The following is a 15,616-nucleotide window of genomic DNA, read 5'->3' as shown; positions in this document are numbered from 1 at the left end:
TCAACAACAGGGATCAAAATTATGAACAAGAACATATTCTCCGCGGCGCTGGCCGCGGCGGGGCTGGCGCTCGTGGGCGCACCGGCCTTTGCACAGCAACAGGCGATATCGCTCGACGACAAGGTGAACCAGATTTTTGCCGACTCGACCGGCTGGTTCGTCGGCCTCATCTTCTCGAATTTCCCCGGCACCTCGTTTCCGTGGATCGTGATGTGGCTGGTGGTGGGTGCCACCGTTTTCACGCTCTATTTCGGCTTTGTTCAGTTCCGCGCCGTCGGCCATGCCATCTCGTTGGTAAAGGGCGACTATTCCGATCCCGACGACGCGGGTGAGGTGAGCCACTTCCAGGCGCTCGCCACGGCGCTCTCGGGGACCGTGGGCCTCGGCAACATCGCCGGTGTCGCGGTGGCGGTCAGCATCGGCGGACCGGGGGCCACCTTCTGGATGATCCTCGCGGGCCTGATGGGCATGGCGTCGAAATTCACCGAATGTACGCTCGGGGTGAAATACCGCAACGAATATCCCGACGGGCGCGTCTCGGGCGGCCCGATGTACTACCTCTCCAAGGGGTTTGCAGAACACGGCCTGCCGGGTGGCAAGATCCTCGCGGTGCTGTTCTCGATCTTCTGCATCCTCGGCGCGCTGGGCGGCGGCAACATGTTCCAGGCCAACCAGGCGCACCAGCAGATCACCGGCGTGGTCGGGCAGTATCCCGGCTGGATCACCGGGCTGGTCTTTGCCGGGCTCGTGTTCGCGGTAATCGTCGGCGGGATCAAATCCATCGCCCGCGTGACCGAAAAGGTGGTGCCGTTCATGGGCATCCTCTATGTCGGCACCGCGCTCGTCATCATCGCGATGAACTATCACCTGATCGGCTGGGCCTTCGGCCAGATCTTCGCCGGCGCCTTCACCGGGCTCGGTGTCGCGGGCGGCATGGTCGGTGCACTGATCCAGGGCTTCAAACGGGCGGCGTTCTCGAACGAGGCGGGCGTCGGCTCGGCGGCCATCGCCCACTCGGCTGTCAAGACCAAGGAGCCGATCACCGAAGGGCTGGTCTCGCTCCTGGAGCCGTTCATCGACACCGTCGTGATCTGTACCATGACGGCGTTGGTCATCATCATCACCCAGCAGCTTGTCACCGACCCGCAGACCGGCCTCTACCTGCTCAACGAGGCGGGCAACGGCGTGCAGACCGTTGGCGGCACCTCGGGCGTTGGCCTCACCTCGGCGGCCTTCGGCAGCGCCATCGGCTGGTTCCCCTACGTGCTGGCACTGGCGGTGGTGCTCTTTGCCTTCTCGACGATGATCACCTGGTCCTATTACGGCCTCAAGGCCTGGACCTACCTGTTCGGCGAGGGCGACACCAAGGAACTGGTGTTCAAGGTGATCTTCTGCGTCTTCGTGGTGATCGGGGCGGCGGCACAGCTTGGCCCGGTGATCGACTTCTCCGACGCGGCGATCTTTGCGATGGCGGTGGTCAACATCATCGGCCTCTACTTCCTGATGCCGATCGTCAAGCGCGAGCTCGACAGCTACATGTCGCGGCTGCGCTCGGGCGAAATCAAGAAGTTCATCTGACAGCGCGTCGCGTGACACGCGCCGTGGGGCCGCCGGGGAAACCGGCGGCCCCTTTCATATTCGTCAAAGCTGCATACGTATCGCGTATGATGAGCAACCAGACCAAGGAGAGTGCATCATGGAGAAAGACACATACGAGAAAAAACTGCAGGCACAGCTCGACCAGTGGCAGGCCGAGATCGAGAAGTTGCAGGCGCAGGCCCGAGAGGCAACAGCCGACATGCAGGGCAAGTATCAGGAGCAGATCCGCGAGCTGCGCGAGAAGCGAGACGAGATGGAGACCCAGTACCGGAAAATCCACGCCGCCGGCGCCGATGCTTGGCAGGACTTCAAGACCGGTGCCGACAAGGCTTGGGACGACATGGCGACGGCCATGAAATCGGCATGGAGCCGGTTCGGCTAGGGTATCCTGCCCGCGCGCGGGCCAGGCTCTCATCCGGCTGAACGCGCGAGACAAAGGGGGCCGGGCGCAGGAACACGGACGGTCAAGGCACACGCGCTCTGCGATGTCGAACCAAGCACACGCGTGGCCCACCCGCCAGGACGGCGGGGGTTCCGGCGTCGCCGCTCCACTGTACTCAGCCGGCTCGAAGCCGCGCCGCCGCGCGGAACTCGGTCTCCTCGGTCACGGCAAACCGCCCGCCCGAGAGCTTTTGCAGTTTGCCTTCGCGCAAGAGCTGCCCGAATGAGCGCAGCCCGTCTTCGCGCGAAAAACCCTCTTCGTCGATCTCGCGCAGCTTGCCCATCAACATCGGCCGCGAGAACTGGCTGCGGCCTTCGACATCGGCGAGATAGGCGGCCGCAGCCTCGAGCAGGTCGGGCAGATCGGTCGCGCCCAATTCCTCGGCAAAGGTGGAAAAGCCCTTGTCCTGCGCCTCGACCACCTCGGACCGCGCCGCGGCGGCCACCCGACGCGGACGCACCGGGGTGCGCGCCGTATCCACGCGCTGTTCGGCCACCAGCTTGAGCGGCGCCGGGCGCGGCTCTTCGGGGCGGGTGCCGCGCGGGGCATCGGGGGCAGGCATCGCCCGACGCGGTCGAACGGCAGCGTCGAGATCGCCGCGATAGGGCGAGGCGTCCACCTTCTTCTCCAGGTCCGCACCCGCGGCCTTCTCGGCGCGGGTGGCGGCGAGCGCGGCGCGCAGGTGCTGGATCGTGTTGCGTCGCCGCATCGAGCCGGGATCAGCCATATGGCTGTCGGTCTCGTCGAAAATCCGCGACACCTCGGTCCGTTTCCCGCCCTTCGCCTGCGCAGGTTCGGCATCGGGCGTGGGGTCGTCCCTGGCGACGTTCGGTTCGTCCCAGGTCTCCACCTCATCCTCCGCCTCGATCTCCTCGCCAAGCTCTGCATCCAGGCTCGCGAGTTCGCGTTGCAGTTCTGCCTCGTCCTCGGGGCTGAGCGCGTCAGCCTCGTCGCCGAAGATGTTGACCGTGTCCTCGCCTGCCTCGTCCGGCGAGTCTAGAAGCCCGCCCTCGCGTGCGGTCTCGACATCGGCGCGGCTTACCTTGAACACCCGCGCACCGCGCCGGTCATCGGCGTCAGGCGGGGCCGCATCACCGGTCTCGTCGGTGTCCGTCTCCGGTTCAGTCGCAGCCCCGGCCTGCGCATCCACCGGCGTGGCATCTGCGAGGAGCGCGGCAAGCGTGTCCTCGAACAGGCTGTCCATATCCCGCGCCACCGCCGTCTCGGGCGCCGGTGTTTCTGCTGCGGATGCGTCGCGTTCATCCCGGGGATCTGCATCCTCGTTCGCCTCAGGCGGTGCGGTCGCGGTCTCCTGTCCGGTGGGGGCCGTGGCGTCGTCGTTCTCATCCACCTCGTCCCATGCAATCGGCCCTGACGCGGCGGTGTCCGCAAAGTCCTGGGCATGTTCGTCCTCGTCATAGGTGTTCGACGCGCCAACCACCGAGCGGATGAGGTCGAGCCGCGCGCTTAGATCATCGGTCCCGGTGGCAGGCGGGGCTACACCCGCATCATCCGCCTGCTGCACCAGCGGCTTCGCGGTCTCTTCCCGATTTGTCTCGGGTGCCGGAAACTCGTCTTCGCGCTCGAGACCTTCGGGCTGCAGCGCGTCAAGCGTCACGGCGTCCTTTTCCGGGCCCTCCGTCTCGGTTTCGGCCTCGGATTCGAGTGTGTCCGTCGTGTCGGCTGCAAGGTCTTCTTCGGGTGTGGGCTGCTCCTCTGCCGCGGTCTCCATCTCAGGTGCAATTTCTTCCTCGGCAGCGCTATTCTCATCAGGAGAGGAGTCCTCCCCGGACACAGCCCCCGGCTCGGGAGCGGTCTCCGCTCCGGGTGCAGCGCTCAGCGCGTCGGCGAGCGCCTTGCCCACGGTCGCGTTGTCCTGCGCACGCAGGACAATCCGGCCCTCATGTTCATGCGCCTCGACCCGGCGCGCAATCTCACGCTCGGCGATACGCGCCAGCATGTCGGCATCGGGTGTCGGGGGCTCGGCCCCGAAATAGCGGTCATCGGCGGCAAGATCCCGGAAATACTCGGCAATCGCCTTCATCGTCTCGAACGACTCGTCAAACCCTTCCAGCGTGCACGAAAACGTGCCGTAGGAAACCGTCAGGATCTTACTGGAACCAACCATGTCAAATGCTCACTTTGCTTGTCTGCAAAGACAGTGTTTACCATACCCTCCGCGACCAAAGCGGCCCGATTCTTCGATCTTTACTGTATCATTTCGTGGCCCGATTGTGTCATCGCAGGTATTAACGCAACGATAATGGCGACGGGAAATGATTGTTCGCGAAAAGGAGGCAATCACACTGATCGGCGGTGCGCGTGTGGCGCGCTCCGATCTTGATGCCGCCCTGAGTCTCGCGCCCGTGGTGGTGGCCGCCGATGGTGGTGCGGATAAAGCGCTTGAGGCCGGGCTTATGCCACGCGCGGTGATCGGCGATTTCGACAGCATCAGCGCCGCCACCCGCGCCCGCCTGCCCGATGACATCCTGCATCCGCTGCACGATCAGGATAGCACCGATTTTGACAAATGTCTCAAGCACATCGACGCGCCGCTGATCCTGGGGTTGGGTTTCACCGGCGACCGGCTCGACCACCAGATGGCCGCGTGCAACTCGCTGGTGCGCCACGCCGGGCGGCGCTGCGTGCTGCTGGGCGCGCATGACCTCATGTTTCTCTGCCCACCGGTACTGGATCTGCCGCTCGAACCGGGTCGCCGCGTGTCGCTATTCCCGATGGGCGCGGTGGAAGGAGCGTCCGACGGGCTGGAATGGCCGATCGGCGGGATCAACTTCGCGCCCGACGGACGCGTAGGCACCTCGAACCGCACGGTTGGGCCGTTGAACCTGTCGGTTACCGCACCCAAGATGCTGGTCATGCTGCCGGGCAATATGCTGGAGACCGTGGCACATGCCCTGATGTCCGCCACCGCGACCTGGGAACCGGCATGAGCACGACACTGCGCAAAGGCTGGTTCAACGCGGTGGTAATCGACCTGGCGCGGCAGATGCGATGGACCTTTTTGCCGCCGCTCATGGTTTATTTCGCCGCCGGGTTCTCGGGGCTGACGGCAATCGTCGGCACCTTCTTCGTCAAGGAATATCTCGACCTGTCGGCCGCCTACCTTGCAGGGCTCGCCTTCTGGGCGGGGCTTCCCTGGGCGCTCAAGATGCCGCTGGGACACCTCGTGGACATCATTTGGCGGTGGAAATGGCTGCTGGTCTATGTCGGCGCGGGTCTGGTCGGGCTGTCGGTGCTCATCATGTACCTCCTGCTCACGCAGACCGAGATGATGACCGCAATCATGCCGATGGCAGCGTGGTATATCGCCTCCTACATGCTCGCGCCCTCGGGCCTCGTGATCCAGGACGTTGTGGCCGACGCCATGTCGGTCGAGGCGGTGCCGCGCATCGACCCCGACGGTCGTGAGATTGGGGTGGAAGAGTCGCGCGCCCTGCACACCACGATGCAGACGCTGGGCCGCTTTGCCCTGATCCTCGGGACGGTGGCGGTGGCGGCGCTCAATATCACCATGTTCTCGGGGATCGAGGCGATGGACGCCGAGGGCAAGCGTCAGGTCTACGCCACGATCTACCTCAGTGCGCTGGCGATCCCGCTGGTCTCGGTCTCGGGCGTGGTGCTGGCGGGGATGCAGAAATGGCGCGCGCGCCGGGGGTTGCTCCGGGGCGGGCTGAGCCCGGCAGAGGCCGATACGCTGTTCGAGCGACCGGGAGAGGATACAAAACCCAACCCGTGGTATTTCATCGGCGGCGCGGGGTTCGTCGCGGTCTCGCTCACCGTCGGGCTAAGCGAGATCGCCTACGGGCAGGAGATCATCTTCGCCGGATCGCTGACGATCGTGCTTCTGCTGATGCGCCAGCTTGTCGCCGTGCTACCGGTCGCGCAGGCGCGCACGCTGATCGGCACGGCCCTCATCGTCTTCATCTTCCGAGCCACCCCGCGGCCCGGTGACGGCTATACCTGGTTCTCCATCGACGAACTGGGGTTCGATCAGCAATTCCTCTCTATCCTGTCGCTCATTACCTCGATGCTGACGCTGGTGGGTATGGTGATCCTGCGCCCGCTCATGGCCAACAATTCAATTGTCTGGATCGTGGTGGCGCTGACAGTCGCAGGGGGCGTCCTGTCGCTGCCGAATATCGGGCTCTATTACGGCGTGCAGGAGGTGACAGCGGCGCTGACCGGCGGCGTCGTCGATGCGCGTTTCATCGCCATCCTCGACACAGCGATCGAATCGCCGCTGGGCCAGATCGCGATGATCCCGATGCTCGCCTGGATCGCGCGCAACGCGCCCGACGATCTCAAGGCCACGTTCTTCGCAGTGATGGCGTCCTTCACAAATCTCGCGCTCTCTGCCGGGTCGCTGCTGACCAAGTATCTCAACCAGGTCTTTGTCGTCACCCGTGAGGTGACCGACCCCGAGACCGGCGCCGTTACCACGCCCGCCGACTACAGCCAGCTTGGCCTTCTGCTCATCGTCGTGACCGCGATAACCGTGGCGGCCCCGTTGCTGGCCGTGGCTCTGGTACAGCGCTCGCGGCTCAGAAGCGTGGATTGAGCGGGAAACGCATAGTGTTGTGGGCCGGCAATCAGACTGAAGCGGCCCCTTGAGCACCCTGTGGGTAGCCGCGCAATGATGCCAGGCCGATGCGTCCATCCAGAGGTCGAACCTGTCCCCAACCGCCCGTGCGCCCTTCGCTTTGACAACCAGACGATTTTCGTGAAGGTGGGCACTCCGGGGGAGGGTGCATGATGGACAACGCGGGCCGGATGTCGCTGGGCATCCTTCTGATGATCGGGTTCTGCGTTCTGGCTCCGCTCCAGGACAGTTTTGCCAAGCTCATCGGCGGGGCGGTCGCCGTGGGGCTGGTGGCGGCCACGCGATTCCTGTTCCAGGCGGGTCTGCTCCTGCCCGTGGCAATGGCCTTCGGTTGGCTGCATCGACCCGGGCGACGCGAGATCGGGCTCCACCTTCTCCGCGGCGCGCTCTTGCTGGTGGCCACGGCCTTTTTCTTCACCGCGCTGCGCTTCATGCCGATTGCCGATGCGATTGCCATCTTCTTCGTCGAGCCGTTCATCCTGACGCTGCTGGGCGGCCTGCTTCTGGGCGAGCCCATCGGCCCGCGCCGCTACATCGCCTGCGGCGTGGGGTTCGCGGGCGCGCTGCTCATCATCCAGCCGTCTTTTCAGGAGGTGGGGGCGGTGGCGTTCCTGCCGCTGGTGACGGCGCTTTGTTTCGCCTTCTACATGATCCTGACGCGGCAGATGGCCACGCGGATGCACCCGATCACGCTTCAGGTCTATACCGGGCTCGCGGCGCTGGCGCTGGCCGCGCCGCTTCTTTGGGTCTTCAAGGGCAGCGGCTTTGATCCGCTCGATGCAAGCTGGCCGGCGCCCGACATGCTGCGCCTGCTGGTGGCGCTGGGTGTGGTGGCAACGCTGAGCCACGTCTGCCTGAGCTTCGCGCTGTCGCTGGCACCCGCCTCGCTGCTGGCACCGTTGCAATACCTGGAAATCGTCAGCGCCACGGTGTTGGGTTTCTACATCTTCGGCGATCTGCCTGACGGGCTAAGCGTGGCGGGGATCGTGCTTATCGTGGCCTCGGGACTGTTCGTGTTCCTACGCGAGCGTCACCTGGAGCGGCGGCCTACCCCGCAGCCCTGAGACGTTTACGTGCGGTCACCGGGCCGTCGCCTTGTGCCTCGATGCGGGCGATGGCGTCGGGCAGCGGCTCGTAGGCCACCGCCATGTGATGGGCGTTGGCGTGGATCAACGTGTCAGGGTCCACGACCCAGGCAACATGGCCGCGCCAGAACAGCAGGTCGCCGCGTTGCAGAGGGGCGTTCTCGGACAGCGGGTGTCCGAGCGCGGCCTCCTGCTCGGCACTGTCGCCGGGACAAGGCAGGGCGCAGGCGAGGCAAGCCACCTGCACCAGCCCCGAGCAATCGATGCCGAGGGCGGAATTACCACCCCAGAGATAGGGTGTGCCCAAGAGCCGCTCGGCCACCGCGACGGGATCGGTCTCGGGCACGTCCAGCGGGGCGAGATGCGCGCGCGGGGCGAACCCGTGTGGCGTCTTGGCAAAGCGGTCCGTCTCGCCGCGCACTTCCAGCCGCGCGCCCAGGCTGAGCATCGCACGCTCGCGGCTTTTGAAATCCGGGGCGGGGTAGAGATGGGTGGCGCGCGCGCAGACCCAGTGCGTCATCCGCCCTCCGGTCAGGGCAGCGTCCGGCACGAAACCGGGATAGCCGTCGCGCTGCGCCGTGACCTCGGCCCAGCCATCGCGGTGCCCCCGCACAGTGACCGCCTCGCCCATCAAAAGCTGCCGGTCACGCGGACCGTTCGGCGCGCGGCACAGATCGACCAGCGGCCAGCCGATGAGGCGCGTCTCGCTCATAGCCCCAGCACCTCGGGCAGCGCCTCGAGCAGTGCGCGCGCGCCCATGCCGACGCCGCCCTTGGGCCGGGCGGGCGCGGGCTTGGGCTGCCATGCGTAGATGTCGAAATGGGTGTAGGGCAGGCCGCCCGCGAAGCGGCGCAGGAACAGCGCGGCGGTGATCGAGCCCGCCATACCGCCCGAAGGTGCGTTGTCGAGATCGGCAATCCCCGGCTCGATCATCGCCTCGTAGGGGGCGTGGAAGGGCATGCGCCAGACCGGGTCGGCAACCTTTTCCGCTGCCCTATCGAGCGCGGCAGCAAGCCGCGAATCGTCGGTGTAGTAGGGCGCGAGATCAGGGCCGACGGCCACTCGCGCCGCGCCGGTGAGCGTGGCCATCGAGACCATCAGGTCGGGGGCCTCCTCGGCCCCAAGCGCCAGCGCATCGGCGAGCACCAGCCGCCCTTCGGCATCGGTGTTGTTCACCTCCACGGTCAGGCCATTGCGCGCGGTCAGGATGTCGCCGGGGCGAAAGGCCGTGGCGCTGACGGCATTTTCCACTGCGGGGATCAGAACGCGCAGCCGCAGGGGCAGGCCAAGCGTCATGATCATTTGCGCGACCCCCAGCACCGTAGCCGCGCCGCCCATGTCTTTCTTCATCAGCCCCATGCTGCTACCGGGCTTGAGGTTGAGCCCGCCGGTGTCGAAGCACACGCCCTTGCCGACGAGGGTAAGCGCGGGCCCCGCGTCGCCCCAGCGCATGTCGATGAGGCGGGGGGCCTGTGCTGCGGCGCGCCCGACCGCGTGGATCATCGGGAAGTTTTGCGCGATCAGGTCGCCGCCGCAGACCACCTTGACGCGGGCACCAAAGCGGGCCGCAAGATCGGTGCAGGCGGTCTCGAGCGCATCGGGGCCCATGTCGGCGGCGGGGGTGTTAACGAGGTCGCGGGTCAGCGCCTCGCCGGCGGCGATCACCTCGAGCCGGGCGGCATCCACGCCCTCGGGGGCGACGAGGCGCGCTTTCGCGGAACCCTGCTCGCGGTAGCGGTCGAAGGCGTAATGCGACAACAGCCAGCCGAGCGCCTCGACCTCCTCCGCCTCTTGCGGCAGGCCCTCGATGCGGTAAGTGCCCTCGGGCAGCGCGGTCGCGGCGGCGGCGAGGTGAAAGCGCCCTCGCGCGCGGGCGGCCTCAGTGCCGTAGCCCGCCACCGCGAGAGCGATGCCGCCCGCGCCGTCGGGAACCGGTGCCGCCTGGCCAAGCGCGGCAGTGAACCCGGTGGCGCGCAGCCAGTGTGCAGTTGCCTCGGGCTGTGCCGCGAGCCATGTCTCTAGCGCGTCCTCGGTGATGACATGCAGCGGGATGGCGGGCGTGCCGGGATCGGCAAAGGTAAGGGGCATCGGCGGTCTCCGGGACAGGGGTTCTGCCGCAGCCTAGCGGGGATTGCGCCGCCTGCAAGCCCCGCCGCGACGGTCGCGTGCGCAACCTCAGAACGCCCCGTCCTGCATGTGCCATATCTCGCAAAGTGACTGTTCGGCGATGCGCAACAGGCGGGCGAATGTTGCACCAAGAGCAGTGCCGTCGCCCGCGTCGATGCAGACAGTCACATCGCGGGCCACCCGCGCCATCAGCGGCATGCCTACCTCCTCGGCCATGCCGACGAGACCGCGGCAACCCTTGCGCATCTCGGCGAAGCGCGCGGCACGAAAGTCTCGCTCGGCGCGCGCAAGCCGCGCAGCGATCTCTTCCAGAGCGCGGCAGACCACGTCCTCTGCCCCGCGTGTGCCAAGTTGCATGTAAAGCGCCTCGAGACGGTCAGCGTCGAGGCGCACCCGTTCTGCCGGTTGCAAGGCCGTCACCTGTTCCACTGTCTCACCCGATCATCGATTTACCGCGCCCCCACGGACCGATGCAGGATGCGACGCAACGGTTCTCAAATGGTTTCCGGGCGGAACAATTCTCTCTCGAATTCCGTGAAAATACCGTTTAATCGGGGCAGGCCCCGCCGCTCTGGAGACGATCATGGATCATGTGCGCCCCCTGCCGTCCTACCTGGTGCAGCGCTATCACGGTTGGCGCGCCACGGGCTATGCCGAGAACCAGGCCTGGTACCGTCACCTTGCCGAGCAAGGGCAGCACCCGCGCGCGATGGTGATCTCGTGCTGCGACAGCCGCGTCCACGTCACCTCGATCTTCGGTGCCGATCAGGGCGAGTTCTTCATCCATCGCAACATCGCCAATCTCGTTCCGCCCTACGAGACAGATGGCGGACAGCACGGCACCTCGGCGGCGGTGGAATTCGCGGTCACCGCGCTGAAGGTGGCGCATATCCTCGTGATCGGCCATTCCGCCTGCGGCGGTGCCAAGGGGTGCCAGAAGATGTGCTCTGGCCAAGCGCCCGAACTCGAGCAGAAGACCAGCTTTGTAGGGCGTTGGCTGGAAATCCTGCGACCGGGCTATGAGCGCGTTAAGGACGTGGACGACGAGGCGGCACAGCTCGACGCGCTGGAGCGACAGACGGTTGTGGTGTCGCTCGAGAACCTGATGAGCTTTCCCTTCGTGTCCGAGCGGGTGGCGACGGGCGCGCTGTCGCTGCACGGGTTGTGGCACGATATCGGCTCGGGCACACTTGAGCAGTATGACGCGGTCCGGGGCAGCTTCGCGCGGCTGTGACGGGCCGCCGGCGGTGGTACAGACCCGCTATTGCGCCAGGCATGCCATGCGCGGCGTAGGAATTTCTTGTTTTCCGACAGTAGAACGTGTATAATTCGTGCTATGGGGGAATATCAAGCGGTCGAGAGGGTCGCATCGTGTTCCCGTTTTCCCGTCATGTTTGCACTCGACGACTGACCGAGACCGGATGCGCGCGCTGCGGGGCCTCCGGCCTTGTCGAGGGCACGACGCTCCGCGTGCGCGGCGGCTGGCGGCGGGCGGAGCAGATCGACCGTCACGATCACCTGCACGTGTTCCCAAAAGGGCGGATGAAGCCCGACGAGCTGAACCGCGACCGTATCTGGCTGGACCCCGTCGATTGCCCCTCGGTGGTCCGACCCCTCGAGGTGCCGCCGCACGCGCTCGGCAATCGCGAAGCGTTCCTGCTGCAACAGGACATGCGGGTGCTAATGCGCGACCCCGAGCTGCGCCAGCACCTGGGGACAGGCCATGTCACGATTCGGGCCGGCGACCTGGCGGGGTTTCGCGGTATTGCCCTGACGGACCCGCCCCGCGGCGCGCACCTGTTCCGCCCGGTCTTTCGCTCCGAGCAGTTCGTACTGGCCGCCGGAGGGGCGTGGCTCCTTTGTCCGCCGCCGACGCAGACAGCGAGCCTGCTGACCGGGGATGACGGCCTGCAGTCAGTGATCGGCGGGCGCATGATCCGCCATCTCGACGCCGAAGAAGCCGACGCGTTCCTCGCCGCGCAGGAAAGCCGCGACCGCGATACGGCGCGCGTTTCTGCGCGCCGCTGACCCTGCGCCGCACCCGATAGGCACGGCGCCGGGCCATGTGGCTCAGGCCGCCTGTGCCTCTTGCCCGAAGCGAGCGTAGAAGCCCTGCCCCTTGTCGGCCATCTCGCGCAACAGCGCGGGCGTGGTGAAGCGGGGGCCGAATCTGGCGGTCAGTTGGTCGCAGCGCTCGGCCGCATAGGGCGTGCCAATGATGTCGAGCCAAGAGAAGGGTCCGCCCGACCACGGGGCGAAGCCCCAGGCAAGGATCGCGCCCACGTCACCCTCGCGGATATCCTCGAGTACGCCATCCTCGAACGCGCGCACCGCCTCGAGCACCTGCGCGAACATCAGGCGGTGCTGCACCTCGATGAGATCAGGCTGTTCCCCGGCGCGGGGGTATTTCTCGACGAGGCCTGGCCAATAGCCCTGCCGCTTACCCTTCTCGTCATAGTCGAAGAAGCCGGCATTGGCCTTGCGGCCAAGCCGTCCCTCGCCCTCCATCCAGAAGATCACCTCGTCCACGGCCTCGTCGGGATAGTCGTCACCCATCGCCGCCCTGGTCGCCCGTGCGATCTTTGCGCCGAGGTCGATCGAGGTCTCGTCGACCAGTTGCAGTGGCCCGACCGGAAAGCCCAACTGCCGCGCCGCGTTATCGATGAGCGCGGGTGCCACGCCCTCGGCCACCATGCGGATACCCTCGTTGATGTAAGGGATGATACAGCGGTTGCAGTAGAAGAACCGCGCGTCGTTGACCACGATGGGCGTCTTGCGGATCTGCCGGACGTAGTCGAGCGCCTTGGCGACGGCGCGCGGGCCGGTTTTCTGGCCCTTGATGATCTCGACGAGATACATCTTTTCCACCGGCGAGAAGAAGTGGATGCCGATGAAATCCTCTGGCCGGTCGCTGGCCTGCGCCAGATCGGTGATTGGCAGGGTCGAGGTGTTGGTCGCGAAGATACAGTCCTCACCCACCTCGGCCAGCGCCTTCTTCGTCGCCTCGGCCTTGACGGTAGGGTCCTCGAACACCGCCTCGATGATCAGGTCGCAGCCCTTGAGCGCGGAATACTCGGTGGTGGCGGTGATGAGATCGAGCGCGGCCTGCTTCTTCTCCTCGGTCGCCTTGCCGCGCTTGATACCCTTGTCCATGTAATCGGCGGTATAGGATTTGCCGCGGTCTGCGGCCTCTTGTTTCTGGTCAATGAGGACAACCTGCATCCCGGCCATGGCCGAGACAAGCGCGATGCCTGCGCCCATCATGCCGGCCCCCATAACGCCGACCTTCTTCACCTTTTGATCCGGCACGTCGGGACGGTTGGCGCCCTTCTCCAGCGCCTCCTTGTTGATGAAGAGCGAGCGGATCATGGCGCTGGAACTCGGGTCCATCAACACATGGGTGAACCAGCGCGCCTCGATCTTGAGCGCGGTATCAAACGGCACAAGCGCGCCTTCGTAGACGGCAGACAGGAGCGCCTTGGCCGCCGGGAACGCGCCTTGGGTCTTGCCGTTGACCATCGCGGAGGCGCCCACGAAGGTCATGAATCCCGCCGGGTGATAGGGCGCGCCGCCGGGCATCTTGTAGCCCTTCTCGTCCCACGGCTTGACGATAGAGGGGTTCGACAGCACCCATTCGCGGGCCTTGTCGAGCAGCTCGTCGGCGGGCACGACCTCGTCCACCACTCCGGCGGACTTGGCTTTCTTGGGGTCATTCAGCTTGCCTTCGAGAAGGAGCGGCGAAGCGGCCATAGCGCCCATCTTGCGTGCGAGCCGCGTGGTGCCACCGGCACCGGGGAAGATGCCGACCATGATCTCGGGCAGGCCGATCTTGGCCGATCCGTTGTCAGCGGTAAAGATGCGGTGGCAGGCGAGCGGAATTTCCAGCCCGATGCCGAGCGCAGTGCCGGGAAGTGCGGCGGCAATGGGCTTGCCGCCCTTGTTCTTGTCATCCATGCCCGCGCGCTCGATCTTGCGCAGGATCGAATGCATGTTCATCAGCCCGTCGAACAGGCCCTTTGCCGGATCGTCACCCGCCATTTCCTTCATCCGGGCGATGACGTTGAGATCCATGCCCCCGGCAAAACTCCCCTCCTTGCCAGAGGTGATGACGATGCCCTTGACGGACGTATCGGCGAGCGCGTCGTCGATGAGGGACTCAAGCTGCGGCCAAGCCTCCATCGTCATGACGTTCATGGATTTTCCGGGCACGTCCCAAGTGATGATCGCGACGCCGTCGGCGTGCTTTTCCATGGTGAAATCGGTCATTTTGGCACCTCGATGATTTTAACATTGGTGGGAGAGATCATATTCCACTGACCGCTTTCTTGGCCTTTCATACGTGGATGTAGGCCTGCCCTTATTGCGGTGATCGCTTCATCCAGTGTCGTTTTTCGAATCACGTTTTCGGCATGGTGTTTCTTGTCTCCAAGCTTCGGGTCGCCGAATTCGAAATCGCCCGATGCACCGCGATCCATGACGTATATTTCGCCGTTGTCTCGTAGTCGGATTGCCGCCTTCATGGTCAAACCCTCTCGATGATCGTGGCGGCACCCATGCCCGACGCGACGCAGAGCGTGGCGAGCCCGGTGCCCTTGCCGGTGCGCTCCAGCTCATCCAGAAGCGCGCCGATGATGATCGCGCCGGTAGCACCCAGCGGATGGCCCATGGCGATGGCCCCGCCATTGACGTTCACCTTCGACTGATCGACGTCGAATGCCTGCATGAAGCGCAATACGACGGCGGAAAACGCCTCGTTCACCTCGAACAGGTCGATATCCGAGATCGCCATGCCGCTGTCTTTCAGCGCCTTCTCCGTCGCCGGGACCGGGCCGGTCAGCATGATGGTCGGATCGGTGCCGATCTTGGTGGTCTGGCGGATGCGGGCGCGGGGTGTCAGACCCCATTTCTCGCCAAATGCCTTGCTGCCTACGAGCACACCTGCCGAACCATCGACAATGCCGGACGAATTGCCTGCGTGGTGGATATGCTCGATCCGTTCCAGATGAGGGTATTTCAGCTTGGCCACGGCATCAAAACCCGGCATCACCTCGCCCATCTCCTTGAAGCTGGGCTTGAGCCCGCCGAGCGACTGCATGTCGGTGCCGGGGCGCATGTGCTCGTCATGGTCGAGGATCGACAGGCCGTTCTGGTCCCTGATCTCGATGATCGACCGGTCGAAGCGCCGGTCGTCCCACGCCTCGGCTGCGCGGCGTTGCGATTCCACGGCGAGCGCGTCGGCATCGTCGCGCGAGAAGCCGTATTCGGTGGCGATGATGTCGGCCGAAATGCCCTGCGGCACGAAATAGGTCTTCATGGCGATGCTCGGATCAACGGCGATAGCCGCCCCATCGCTGCCCATGGCGACCCGGCCCATCATCTCGACCCCGCCCGCTATGTAGCCGTCACCGGCGCCTGCGCGCACCTGGTTGGCGGCGAGGTTCACGGCCTCCATGCCGCTCGCACAGAAGCGGTTGATCGACAGACCAGGGATGCGCTCATCCAAATCAGAGGCCAGCACGGCGGTGCGCGCCAGACAGCCACCCTGCTCCATAACCTGCGTGGCATTGCCCCAGATCACGTCCTCGACGGCGTGGCCGTCAAGGCCGTTGCGCTCTTTCAGCGCGTTGAGCACATGCGCCGAGAGGCGGGCGCTCGTCACCTCGTGCAGGGCGCCATCCTTGCGCCCCTTGCCGCGGGGTGAGCGCACGGCATCGTAGATATAGGCGTCTGTCATCTCCGTCT

The 15,616-nt window shown here is 65.5% G+C and carries 14 protein-coding genes; 7 read left to right on the top strand and 7 right to left on the bottom strand.

What is annotated here, in order from left to right; all coding sequences use genetic code 11:
* Positions 1-21: 21 nt before the first annotated feature.
* Together AC13D8_RS15410 and AC13D8_RS15405 are read left to right on the top strand one after the other, a co-directional pair.
* Positions 22-1,578 carry an alanine/glycine:cation symporter family protein gene (locus AC13D8_RS15410; RefSeq protein ID WP_482969560.1) on the top strand — a complete coding sequence of 519 codons (1,557 nt, stop codon included), beginning with the start codon at positions 22-24 and terminating at the stop codon, positions 1,576-1,578.
* Between the two features lie 118 nt (positions 1,579-1,696).
* On the top strand, positions 1,697-1,981 hold the full coding sequence (locus AC13D8_RS15405; RefSeq protein ID WP_482969559.1) for a sll1863 family stress response protein: 285 nt from the start codon (positions 1,697-1,699) through the stop codon (positions 1,979-1,981).
* 175 nt (positions 1,982-2,156) lie between these two features.
* On the opposite strand, the gene AC13D8_RS15400 is transcribed toward AC13D8_RS15405, so the two are convergent.
* The gene (locus tag AC13D8_RS15400) at positions 2,157-4,169 is read right to left on the bottom strand and encodes a hypothetical protein (protein ID WP_482969558.1); all 2,013 of its coding nucleotides are present in this window, start codon (positions 4,167-4,169) and stop codon (positions 2,157-2,159) included.
* Positions 4,170-4,317: 148 nt separating this feature from the next.
* Between AC13D8_RS15400 and AC13D8_RS15395 the strand changes: the two genes are divergently transcribed.
* The 3 genes from AC13D8_RS15395 (at position 4,318) to AC13D8_RS15385 (ending at position 7,726) form a co-directional block, all read left to right on the top strand.
* Positions 4,318-4,992: a thiamine diphosphokinase gene (locus tag AC13D8_RS15395; RefSeq protein WP_482969557.1), complete on the top strand. Its 675-nt coding sequence runs from the start codon at positions 4,318-4,320 to the stop codon at positions 4,990-4,992.
* On the top strand, positions 4,989-6,620 hold the full coding sequence (locus AC13D8_RS15390) for an MFS transporter (protein WP_482969556.1): 1,632 nt from the start codon (positions 4,989-4,991) through the stop codon (positions 6,618-6,620). The genes AC13D8_RS15395 and AC13D8_RS15390 overlap by 4 nt, the downstream gene beginning before the upstream one ends.
* Positions 6,621-6,811: 191 nt before the next feature.
* Positions 6,812-7,726: a DMT family transporter gene (locus AC13D8_RS15385; protein ID WP_482969555.1), complete on the top strand. Its 915-nt coding sequence runs from the start codon at positions 6,812-6,814 to the stop codon at positions 7,724-7,726.
* On the opposite strand, the gene AC13D8_RS15380 is transcribed toward AC13D8_RS15385, so the two are convergent.
* The 3 genes from AC13D8_RS15380 to AC13D8_RS15370 all read right to left on the bottom strand — a co-directional run bounded on the left by AC13D8_RS15380 (position 7,710) and on the right by AC13D8_RS15370 (position 10,303).
* On the bottom strand, positions 7,710-8,459 hold the full coding sequence (locus AC13D8_RS15380) for a C40 family peptidase (RefSeq protein ID WP_482969554.1): 750 nt from the start codon (positions 8,457-8,459) through the stop codon (positions 7,710-7,712). The genes AC13D8_RS15385 and AC13D8_RS15380 overlap by 17 nt on opposite strands.
* Positions 8,456-9,835, bottom strand: a complete 1,380-nt coding sequence (locus tag AC13D8_RS15375) for a leucyl aminopeptidase family protein (protein WP_482969553.1) — start codon at positions 9,833-9,835, stop codon at positions 8,456-8,458. Before AC13D8_RS15375 ends, AC13D8_RS15380 begins: the two co-directional genes overlap by 4 nt.
* An 87-nt stretch (positions 9,836-9,922) precedes the next feature.
* Positions 9,923-10,303, bottom strand: coding sequence for a hypothetical protein (locus AC13D8_RS15370; RefSeq protein WP_482969552.1), 381 nt, complete (start codon positions 10,301-10,303; stop codon positions 9,923-9,925).
* Positions 10,304-10,457: 154 nt separating this feature from the next.
* Here AC13D8_RS15370 and AC13D8_RS15365 point away from each other — a divergent pair, with 154 nt between their 5' ends.
* Both AC13D8_RS15365 and AC13D8_RS15360 read left to right on the top strand, forming a co-directional pair.
* Entirely contained in the window at positions 10,458-11,108 is a 651-nt protein-coding gene (locus AC13D8_RS15365; RefSeq protein WP_482969551.1) for a carbonic anhydrase, read from the top strand.
* Between the two features lie 137 nt (positions 11,109-11,245).
* Positions 11,246-11,902 (top strand): Hint domain-containing protein, encoded by a 657-nt coding sequence (locus AC13D8_RS15360; protein ID WP_482969550.1) that lies wholly within the window; start codon positions 11,246-11,248, stop codon positions 11,900-11,902.
* A 42-nt stretch (positions 11,903-11,944) separates the two neighbouring features.
* On the opposite strand, the gene AC13D8_RS15355 is transcribed toward AC13D8_RS15360, so the two are convergent.
* From AC13D8_RS15355 to AC13D8_RS15345, 3 genes are read right to left on the bottom strand one after another with little or no spacing between them, the layout of a single operon-like run.
* On the bottom strand, positions 11,945-14,140 hold the full coding sequence (locus tag AC13D8_RS15355; protein ID WP_482969549.1) for a 3-hydroxyacyl-CoA dehydrogenase NAD-binding domain-containing protein: 2,196 nt from the start codon (positions 14,138-14,140) through the stop codon (positions 11,945-11,947).
* Positions 14,137-14,394 (bottom strand): hypothetical protein, encoded by a 258-nt coding sequence (locus AC13D8_RS15350; protein WP_482969548.1) that lies wholly within the window; start codon positions 14,392-14,394, stop codon positions 14,137-14,139. The genes AC13D8_RS15355 and AC13D8_RS15350 overlap by 4 nt, the downstream gene beginning before the upstream one ends.
* Positions 14,395-14,396: 2 nt before the next feature.
* Entirely contained in the window at positions 14,397-15,608 is a 1,212-nt protein-coding gene (locus tag AC13D8_RS15345; RefSeq protein ID WP_482969547.1) for an acetyl-CoA C-acetyltransferase, read from the bottom strand.
* Positions 15,609-15,616 lie beyond the last annotated feature (8 nt).

This window comes from Roseovarius sp. B-10 (genome assembly GCF_056859295.1).
Note: the sequence above shows the minus strand (reverse complement) of the source record. Positions and strands in the feature narration are given on the sequence as shown.

What these genes read in the sequence shown, in the direction of transcription:
- AC13D8_RS15385 (WP_482969555.1), top strand. Translation starts at nt 6,812, where the DNA reads ATGATGGACAACGCGGGCCGGATGTCGCTGGGCATCCTTCTGATGATC.
- AC13D8_RS15400 (WP_482969558.1), bottom strand. Translation starts at nt 4,169, where the DNA reads ATGGTTGGTTCCAGTAAGATCCTGACGGTTTCCTACGGCACGTTTTCG.
- AC13D8_RS15375 (WP_482969553.1), bottom strand. Translation starts at nt 9,835, where the DNA reads ATGCCCCTTACCTTTGCCGATCCCGGCACGCCCGCCATCCCGCTGCAT.
- AC13D8_RS15405 (WP_482969559.1), top strand. Translation starts at nt 1,697, where the DNA reads ATGGAGAAAGACACATACGAGAAAAAACTGCAGGCACAGCTCGACCAG.
- AC13D8_RS15380 (WP_482969554.1), bottom strand. Translation starts at nt 8,459, where the DNA reads ATGAGCGAGACGCGCCTCATCGGCTGGCCGCTGGTCGATCTGTGCCGC.
- AC13D8_RS15410 (WP_482969560.1), top strand. Translation starts at nt 22, where the DNA reads ATGAACAAGAACATATTCTCCGCGGCGCTGGCCGCGGCGGGGCTGGCG.
- AC13D8_RS15350 (WP_482969548.1), bottom strand. Translation starts at nt 14,394, where the DNA reads ATGAAGGCGGCAATCCGACTACGAGACAACGGCGAAATATACGTCATG.
- AC13D8_RS15345 (WP_482969547.1), bottom strand. Translation starts at nt 15,608, where the DNA reads ATGACAGACGCCTATATCTACGATGCCGTGCGCTCACCCCGCGGCAAG.
- AC13D8_RS15390 (WP_482969556.1), top strand. Translation starts at nt 4,989, where the DNA reads ATGAGCACGACACTGCGCAAAGGCTGGTTCAACGCGGTGGTAATCGAC.
- AC13D8_RS15365 (WP_482969551.1), top strand. Translation starts at nt 10,458, where the DNA reads ATGGATCATGTGCGCCCCCTGCCGTCCTACCTGGTGCAGCGCTATCAC.
- AC13D8_RS15355 (WP_482969549.1), bottom strand. Translation starts at nt 14,140, where the DNA reads ATGACCGATTTCACCATGGAAAAGCACGCCGACGGCGTCGCGATCATC.
- AC13D8_RS15395 (WP_482969557.1), top strand. Translation starts at nt 4,318, where the DNA reads ATGATTGTTCGCGAAAAGGAGGCAATCACACTGATCGGCGGTGCGCGT.